The following is a 9,262-nucleotide window of genomic DNA, read 5'->3' as shown; positions in this document are numbered from 1 at the left end:
TCTTTGACCTAAGGTCAGTTGTTTGTATTTTTTCATGCAAGATCAATATAACTATTGAACCTAAAATACTGCGGGCTAGCCCGCAGTATTTTAAACTTACATGTTGCACTTATAACTTGAACTTAGACATTAAAAAATTTGCTGAAGAACTTCAAGTGATTTAGGTTTTCTAAAACCTTGAAGATGTAATTCGTAGTAAAGCATCATAAAATCAAGGAAACTTTTTCTTCGTTCTTGATTAAGTTTTATCGGATTGGTAGAATTGTATTCTGAATTTTTCAAAAACTCTTTCAGTAATTCTGAATTCGAATTATTAAAAGAATAAGTGTTGTATTCTTTCAACTGAAACACACCATTTAGCATATCAAAAAAAGGAAAATCAACACTCTGATTGTCTGGATAAAACCCAAGAAATTGAGTAAGTTTTACAATGAACTGAAGGTGAAAATTACTGATAGATTCAGCTTTGTCCAGAGAAATAAAACTGTCCTGGAGGAAGTAAAATAAAGCTTCATTTTTTTCTTCTTCCTGAATGCAACTTTTCAGTACTTCAGCCAAAAACATCACCATGGTTGACTTGTAAATATTGGATTGAAGGCTTTGGTAGGGGTAAGAAACTTTGACTTCCTTCAGGTATTGAAGATTTTTATTGTCTTTGTGAAAAGCTTCAATATCTAAAAGTGATAGTTGTTGAAACATGGACATTCTCAACCTTCCCCTTTTGGACTTGCGGATGCCTTTCAGCATATAAGAGACTAATCCTTTTTCAAGAGTAAAGCATTTTGCGATAACGTCCGCCTCTCCATATTTTAGGTTTGAAATTACAATAGCTTTTGTTTTGATCTGCATCAGCGTATAATCATAATTTTACCAATAGTCGTTTCTATCTGATCCTCTCCAGTGACAACGATTAAATAAACACCGGAAGCGACTTTATGCCTCCCAAAGGCCCGAGTGTCCCACAGGAGAGTTCCTCCAGAAGAAAACTCCTCAAAAACAAGATTTCCAGTGATATCCGTAATTTTTACATTGGCATTGTTTGTAAGCCCATCAATAGTGACGAGTCCATTATATCCTGGTCTTACTGGGTTTGGATAAGCTCTTAGATTTTCCAGATCATTATTTTCTGCCGTTATTCGGCTAGAATAGGAGAGTAATCCACTTGTTGTTCCTAGAAAAACTTCACCAGTTGTAGAATTAATGGAGACAGTTCTTACACTGTTTGTTGGTAATGGAGAATTAGTCGTATTAAAAATATTAAGGATCTCTCTTCCGCTTGGAGAAACTTGAAAAACTCCAGAGTCTGCCGTAGAAACCCATTTGTTATTGGCCCCATCTACAGCAATGTCTGTTATGAACTGTTCAAAAAGCAATTCCTGTGGTAAGCCGTCCACATCCTCTATGATGATAGGAGAAACGGTAACACGAGAATTTTCTTCGAAAATAGATGTAGGGTTGGGCATGACTCTTAATCCTTCATCGGTTCCGATCCATAATCTGGAATTTTCATCTAAAGCTAAGGCGGTAATGTTGGGATTGGCATTAAATGTATCCGGATAATCTACGCCTTGTACATTGCTATTTATAGCTCTCGCAGAATTTGTTGAACTATTGTAAGCAATCACGCCTTCTCTAAGAGTTGCTAAAAATACATTGTTATTTCTATCTATAACCAATTTAGCTGAATGAACTTCGGTCGGGTTGCTCAAACCTTCTGAAGTATCGGGAGTAAAAAAATCACCACTAGAATCAAGTTTTTTTATTTGATTCTCTGTAAGTGAATTTGAAAAGTATAAATTGCCCTGGTTATCAAACGCACTGGCTCCTATTCTGTTGTCATTTATAATGCTGGGAACTCCTTCAATGGTGCTATTAGATGAATCATATTGTTTTACAAGCATATTGTTTTCAAGTTCTAAAAGTCCATCAAAAAAACTACTCACAAAGACACGTTCAGGATTTTGTGGATCTACCGAGATGTGAGAAAGAACACCTGCATTGTTGAGGTCTTCTACCTCAATCTTTACCCAGCCTTCTGAGGTTAAACGGCTCAATCCTCTCTGGTTTATACCCCCGAGTCGAAAAGGGTTATAAAATTGATCATACTCACCAAAGGCTATCCAAAGATCTGTCGGCGTTGCTGTTAAACTAAATATCCTATTAAAAAAAGGGCCTTCAGGACTTATTTCAGAATAGGTTTCAAAGTCACCGGAATTAAAATTTAATAGCCCTAAAGTAGTATGACCCAGAAAATACTGACCATTACCAAATATAGCTGTATTGATATCAAATTTCTGATCCTGAAGCTGATTAAAAAAAGCGACCAGATTCAATTCTGAATTATAAGCTAGAACCTGATTGTCTGCAGAGACCATCATTTGCCCTCCACTAACTTTAAAATCCTTCACATTAGATCCAACTGATTTGAAATTTGAAATAGTTCCATTCTCTAAACTATATATTGTATTGTTGTTTCGTAAACCAAATATTTGATTGGCAAAAGATAAAACCCCTTTCCAGTTGCCATCATATTCAGTTTGCCAGTTTTGATAATCAACCAGCTCTCGATCATTCAAACTCGCTGTTTTGATTCCTTCAGTTGTAGTTGCAGCAAAAATCCTCCCATCTGAAACTGTGATTTGATTGATCTGAATTTGATTTCCATTATTACCAATAAAAAAAGAGTCTTTAAATTCTAAATTTTCTAAATCATATTCAGCAATACCAAAATCGGTTGAAATAAATAAGCGATCCTCAAATTCGTAAAAATGATTAATTCGTTTCCTGTTTGGAGAAATTGAAATTTTATCTCGAATATCGACAACGGTGAACACATTCAAATTGTTATCCATTACAATCTGAATGAGACCGTTCTCAAACCCAACACAAGTTAGTCCGGAGATTTCTGAGTGGTAAATTTTTGAGATTTGCTCTCCAGATAATCCCTGAATGGATGTTATTTTTTCAATGGACTGAGTAGGGATATCATAGACAAAATATGAATTTTCAGCAGCTGCATAAATCCTGTTATTACTTTCGTGTAGATCTGTGATATTGTAATAGGAAAAATAACTTTTCCAACGCTCGGAGAAATCTTGTCCAAACAGAAAGCAGGGGAAAAGCGCTATTAAAAACCAAAAATTCTTCATAGGGTTGTTCTCTTTACAAAGAACTAATTTAAAGATGATTTTATTGTAAATATTATGACATAATGAAAAAAGCCAGTCAAATTTCTAGGACTGGCTTTTAATAAAATTATAGTGTGAGAAATTTACACTGCACCTTGAGCAATCATAGCATCAGCTACCTTTACAAATCCTGCAATATTCGCACCTTTTACGTAGTCTACATAACCGCTTTCATCTTTTCCATAAGTGACACAGGCTTCATGAATATCATTCATGATTTGTTTTAGTTTTGTATCTACCTCTTCTGCTGTCCAGTTATATCTCATAGAGTTCTGTGACATTTCAAGACCAGAAGTTGCTACACCACCAGCATTAGAAGCTTTTCCAGGGGAGAACAGGACCTTGTTTTTATGGAAAATTTCAATGGCTTCTGGAGTACATGGCATGTTAGCACCTTCACCAACTAAAATACATCCGTTATCGACAAGTGCCTGAGCGTCTTCTTTTAGAAGTTCATTTTGTGTAGCGCATGGCATAGCGATATCACCTTTTTCATTCCAAGGTGTTTTTCCTTCTTCATACTTAGCTCCTGGATATTGATCAAGATACTCTTTAATTCTACCTCTTTTATTGTTCTTTAAATCCATAATGAAATTCAACTTTTCATTATCAATTCCTTCTTTATCTAAAATATAACCCCCAGAATCTGACATTGTCAATACTTTAGCTCCAAGTTCAATTGCTTTTTCTGCGGCATATTGAGCAACATTTCCAGAGCCAGATATTAAGATAGTTTTTCCCTCAAGAGTTTGCCCCTGAGTTTCCAACATACTTTTGGTGAAATAAACATTACCGTAACCTGTAGCTTCAGGACGGATTAAAGATCCACCATAAGAGCGGCCCTTTCCTGTGAGGATTCCAGTAAATTCATTTTGTATTCTTTTGTATTGACCAAACATATAGCCAATCTCACGTCCACCAACACCAATATCTCCGGCTGGTACGTCGGTATCATTTCCAATATGTCTGTAAAGCTCTGTCATAAAACTTTGACAGAAATTCATAACTTCATTGTCAGATTTTCCTTTAGGGTCGAAATCTGAACCACCCTTACCACCTCCCATAGGAAGAGTTGTAAGACTATTTTTGAACACTTGCTCAAAAGCTAAGAATTTTAGAATACTTAAGTTAACAGATGGATGGAACCTTAAACCACCTTTATAAGGTCCAATAGCTGAGTTCATTTGAATCCTGAAACCTCTATTGACCTGTATTTCACCATTATCATCAACCCAAGTTACTCTGAAGCTTACTACACGATCTGGTTCTACCATGCGTTCCAATAATTTATGGTTTTTATACTTAGGGTTTTCCTCCATAAATGGAATGATGGCTTCAGCTACTTCATGAACGGCCTGTAAAAATTCAGGTTCATTTGGGTTTCTATCCGAAACTCTGTCTAAGAAATCTTTTAACTCTTTATTCATTTGGTTATTCGTATTTATTGGTTGATTTTTTATTATTTCCGCAAAGATATAATTTCGATTTTAGAGATAACTTAAAAATTGATTAATATTTGTTTGAGTTCTAACCCCTTACAAGGTCATATTTTGAAATAAATACTGTTTTATTTTTTTGTTTTTCTATATTTGTTTCAATTAACCTTGACTCATGAAATTTAGGCATCATCCTATCATATTATTATTGTTTTTCTTAACGTTAGGAGCACAATCTGAAGCTGTTGCACAAATCTATCATGAAGTCGGAGTTATGGCAGGCCCTGTCTCTTTTAGAGGGGATTATGGTTTAAGAGGTGATCCGGAAGCCATAAATAATAATATAGGTTTTGGATTTGGACTGAATCACTATTTAAACTTTGCTTACACTGATTTTATTTCACAATATCCCAGACAACATTTTAAGGTAAGAACCAGTTTAATTTATCATTCTACTAGTTTAAACCATTACGGTGCAATAGCAGATAGGAACGATCAAGCTGGTTTGCAATTGCGATCTATGTTTGGTGAAGCAAATGTTTTGGAAATCGGTTCTGGATTAGAATATTACTTAATGAGAATTCGGGACTACGAAAGGAACCCAAATACATTTACTCCTTACGCAGGTGTAGGTTTGAATCTTGTTTATTACTCTCCTATAGCGGGAACTACCCTTGAAGATGGTCTTGGTTTGCCAGAAACTACATTTCCTACGTTTCTTGCTGGTCCAGGTGAAGAACCAGCTTATACCAACGGATCAAATGTTACTTTTTCTGCAAATTTTCAAGGGGGTGTAAAATACAGGGTGTCTCGAAACTCTGATCTGATTGCTGAACTCAGATGGCACTATTACTATTCAGATTTGATAGATGGATTAAGTCCCATAGGTGAACAAAACAAATATAACGATTGGATGTTTTGGTTCACTTTCGGATATGTCTATACTCTAGAATAGTATAACATATTAATGATTTTTTATAATTATTTCAAAGCCTGTTTTAAGTCTTGAATTAAATCTTCTACATCTTCAATACCAACGCTAAGTCTAATTAAAGAATCTACAACACCCGTTTTTTCTCTTTCTTCCTTTGGTATACTTGCATGAGTCATGCTTGCAGGATGCCCAGCTAAAGACTCAACTCCTCCCAAGGATTCAGCAAGAGTAAACACTTTCAAATTTTCAACAAACTTGATAGCATCTTTATAAGAATTATTTTTTGTTGTAAAAGAAACCATACCACCAAAATCTTTCATTTGTCTTTTTGCAACTTCATGGTTAGGATGACTTTCCAAACCTGGCCAGTAAACGTTCTCAACTTTTGGATGACTATTCAAATATTCAGCTACAGCTTTCCCGTTTTCACAATGACGCTGCATTCTCAAGTGTAGTGTTTTAATACCCCTCAGCACCAAAAAACAGTCCATAGGTCCTGGTATTGCACCACTAGCATTTTGTATGAAATGTAATTGCTTTGCGAGTTCTTCATCATTAACTACCACAGACCCTAGCACTACATCGCTATGGCCTCCAAGATATTTTGTGCCACTGTGCATCACAATATCAGCACCCATATCAAGTGGTCGTTGGAGATATGCCGTAGCAAAAGTGTTATCAACAGCTAATAGGATATCATATTTTTTGGAAATCATTGAAACCGCTTCAATATCAATAACACTCATCATTGGATTGGTTGGGGTTTCAGTCCAAATCAATTTGGTCTTATCGTTAATATAGGATTCAATTTTTTCTAAACTTTGCATGCCAATAAAATGAAATTTTATTCCAAAGTCTTTATATATTTTATTGAACAACCTGTAAGTACCGCCATAAATATCATTAGTTGAAATCACTTCATCCCCAGGTTTTAATGTTTTCATGATCGCATCAATTGCAGCTAAACCAGATCCAAAAGCTATCCCATATTCACCGTTTTCAATTGAAGCTAAGGACTTTTCTAATGCAGTTCTTGTTGGGTTGCCACTTCGAGAATATTCAAAGCCATTATGATTTCCTGGAGTAGATTGCTGGTAAGTTGTGGTTTGATAGATAGGAGCCATTACTGACTTATATGCTGGATCTACGTTCTCCTGACCGCCATGTATCGTTTTTGTATTGAACTTCATATAGTTTATTTATTTCCTGTAATTTCTCAAAAAAATTAATCAGATGTAAGATTTAATAATCTTCTAAATTACAAAGTAGTTTAGCCTATCCACAATCAGATATTTTAGTTTATCCTATTCTTAACAAAACTAAATAGTGAAACTTTATTAAAGCCTTATTTTTGCATTTATACAAAAAGTGAAATCATGAAAGATAAATTTTATACATATATACAGCAACTTCAAGATACAATTACAGCAAAACTCGAGGAGGTAGATGGAAGTGCTTCTTTTGAAGAGGATTTGTGGGAGAGAAAAGAAGGTGGTGGTGGCAGAACTAGAGTGATACAAAATGGTTCTGTTTTTGAAAAAGGAGGAGTCAATATTTCTGCAGTTCATGGTAATTTACCTGAAGCCATGCAGAATTACTTTAATGTACAAGATTGTGATTTTTTTGCATGTGGAATCAGTTTGGTGCTGCATCCAAAAAACCCAATGGTTCCTACCGTTCATGCAAACTTCAGATATTTTGAAATGTACAATAGAAATGGGAAAGTTGTGGACCAGTGGTTTGGTGGTGGACAAGACCTTACGCCTTATTATCTCTTTGAAGAAGATGTGAAACATTTTCACGAAGTTTCAAAGAATGCCTGTGATCCTTTTGGAGAGAATTTATATTCAGATTATAAGGCTAATTGCGATCGTTATTTTTGGAACTCACATAGGGAAGAGGCCAGAGGTGTTGGAGGATTGTTTTTTGATTATCTGAAGCCTACTTCTATGAGGAGTCTTGAAGATATTTTTGATTTTGTGACCAATGTTGGAGATAGCTTTCTGGAAGCTTATGTGCCCATCGTTGAGAGGAGAAAAGGTTTAGACTATTCTAAAGAACAAAGAAACTGGCAGGAGATTAGACGGGGACGTTATGTGGAATTCAACCTTGTTCATGATAAAGGGACTCTTTTTGGACTCAAAACCAACGGTAGGATAGAAAGTATATTGATGAGTTTACCCTCCCATGTTCAATGGCAATACAATTATCATCCTGAAAAAAATTCTGACGAAGAGAAGCTTTTGGAGGTTTTACACGAGCCAAAAAATTGGGTATAAAAAAGGCTACTTCGATAGTAGCCTTTAAATTTTTCTTAGTTATCTACTCATCATCTTCGTCAACTTCTTTTAAGACGAAATCTTCCATGAATTTTGTAGTGTAATTACCTTCCACATAATCTGGATGTTCCATAAGTTGAATGTGAAATGGGATTGTAGTTTTAATGCCTTCAATGACAAATTCACTTAATGCTCTTCTCATTTTGTTGATGGCTTCTTCTCTCGTCTGAGCAGTAGCAATCAATTTAGCAATCATGGAATCATAATTCGGAGGAATAGTATATCCACTGTAAACGTGAGTATCAACTCGAATGCCGTGACCGCCTGGTAGGTGTAAAGTTTCTATTTTACCAGGAGAAGGTCTGAAGTTATTAAAAGGATCTTCTGCATTAATACGACATTCAATAGAATGTAATTTTGGATAATAGTTCTTGCCAGAGATTGGAACACCTGCTGCAACCAGAATTTGTTCTCTTATCAAGTCATGATCCACAACCATATCTGTAATAGGATGCTCAACCTGAATACGCGTATTCATTTCCATAAAATAGAAATCCCTGTGTTTATCGACTAGAAATTCTATAGTTCCGGCTCCTTCGTACTTGATATATTCTGCAGCTTTTACTGCTGCATTACCCATTCTTTCTCGAAGTTCATCGGTCATAAACGGTGAAGGAACTTCTTCAGTAAGTTTTTGATGTCTTCTTTGAACCGAGCAATCACGTTCAGATAAGTGACAAGCTTTTCCTGTTTGGTCACCAACAATTTGTATTTCGATATGGCGAGGTTCTTCGATGAGTTTCTCCATATACATGTCATCGTTACCAAAACCAGCTTTAGCTTCCTGTCTTGCAGATTCCCAGGCGTGCTCAAGTTGCTTTTCAGTTTTTACTGCACGCATGCCTTTACCTCCGCCTCCAGCTGTTGCCTTTAGCATAACGGGATAACCTATTTCTTTAGCGACCTTTTTGCAATCCTCAAAGTCTTTCAGTATACCTTCAGAGCCTGGAACACAGGGAACTCCAGCAGCCTTCATGGTAGCTTTGGCGCTTGCCTTATCACCCATTTTATCAATCATTTCCGGACTAGCGCCAATGAATTTGATATCATGTTCCTGGCAGATTTTTGAAAAGTTGGCATTTTCAGATAAAAAACCATAACCTGGATGAATAGCATCCGCGTTGGTAATTTCTGCTGCTGAAATAATATTTGGAATCTTCAAGTAAGACTCACTACTTTGTGGAGGTCCTATGCAAACTGCTTCATCCGCAAATCTTACGTGTAAGCTTTCTTTATCTGCTGTAGAATATACGGCAACCGTCTTAATGCCCATTTCCTTGCAAGTACGAATGATTCGCAGGGCAATTTCTCCACGGTTGGCGATTAGAATTTTTTTAAACATGAACGTTTGTTTTGGTTAAAGAA

General features: G+C 35.9%; 7 protein-coding genes. 2 read left to right on the top strand and 5 right to left on the bottom strand.

Annotated features, from left to right (window positions below):
• Positions 1-129 precede the first annotated feature (129 nt).
• From recO to gdhA, 3 genes are all read right to left on the bottom strand, one after another.
• Positions 130-849, bottom strand: coding sequence for a DNA repair protein RecO (recO, locus tag LB452_RS02705; protein ID WP_224460180.1), 720 nt, complete (start codon positions 847-849; stop codon positions 130-132).
• A complete protein-coding gene (gene porZ / locus LB452_RS02700) occupies positions 849-3,149 on the bottom strand; it encodes a type IX secretion system anionic LPS delivery protein PorZ (protein ID WP_224460179.1) in 2,301 nt (766 codons plus the stop codon). Before porZ ends, recO begins: the two co-directional genes overlap by 1 nt.
• Positions 3,150-3,271: 122 nt before the next feature.
• Positions 3,272-4,615: an NADP-specific glutamate dehydrogenase gene (gene gdhA, locus LB452_RS02695; protein WP_224460178.1), complete on the bottom strand. Its 1,344-nt coding sequence runs from the start codon at positions 4,613-4,615 to the stop codon at positions 3,272-3,274.
• Positions 4,616-4,799: 184 nt separating this feature from the next.
• On the opposite strand from gdhA, the gene LB452_RS02690 reads away from it, so the two are divergent.
• Positions 4,800-5,579: a THC0290_0291 family protein gene (locus tag LB452_RS02690; RefSeq protein WP_224460177.1), complete on the top strand. Its 780-nt coding sequence runs from the start codon at positions 4,800-4,802 to the stop codon at positions 5,577-5,579.
• A gap of 26 nt (positions 5,580-5,605) precedes the next feature.
• Here the strand turns inward: LB452_RS02690 and LB452_RS02685 are convergent, their stop codons facing one another.
• On the bottom strand, positions 5,606-6,748 hold the full coding sequence (locus LB452_RS02685) for a cystathionine gamma-synthase (protein WP_224460176.1): 1,143 nt from the start codon (positions 6,746-6,748) through the stop codon (positions 5,606-5,608).
• Between the two features lie 186 nt (positions 6,749-6,934).
• On the opposite strand from LB452_RS02685, the gene hemF reads away from it, so the two are divergent.
• A complete protein-coding gene (hemF, locus tag LB452_RS02680; RefSeq protein ID WP_224460175.1) occupies positions 6,935-7,837 on the top strand; it encodes an oxygen-dependent coproporphyrinogen oxidase in 903 nt (300 codons plus the stop codon).
• Positions 7,838-7,880: 43 nt separating this feature from the next.
• Here hemF and accC read toward each other — a convergent pair whose 3' ends face one another.
• Positions 7,881-9,239 (bottom strand): acetyl-CoA carboxylase biotin carboxylase subunit, encoded by a 1,359-nt coding sequence (accC, locus tag LB452_RS02675; protein ID WP_224460174.1) that lies wholly within the window; start codon positions 9,237-9,239, stop codon positions 7,881-7,883.
• Between the last annotated feature and the right edge of the window lie 23 nt (positions 9,240-9,262).

The organism is Psychroflexus longus (assembly GCF_020164595.1).
Taxonomy (GTDB): domain Bacteria; phylum Bacteroidota; class Bacteroidia; order Flavobacteriales; family Flavobacteriaceae; genus Psychroflexus; species Psychroflexus longus.
This window is presented reverse-complemented; position numbering and strand designations above follow the sequence as displayed.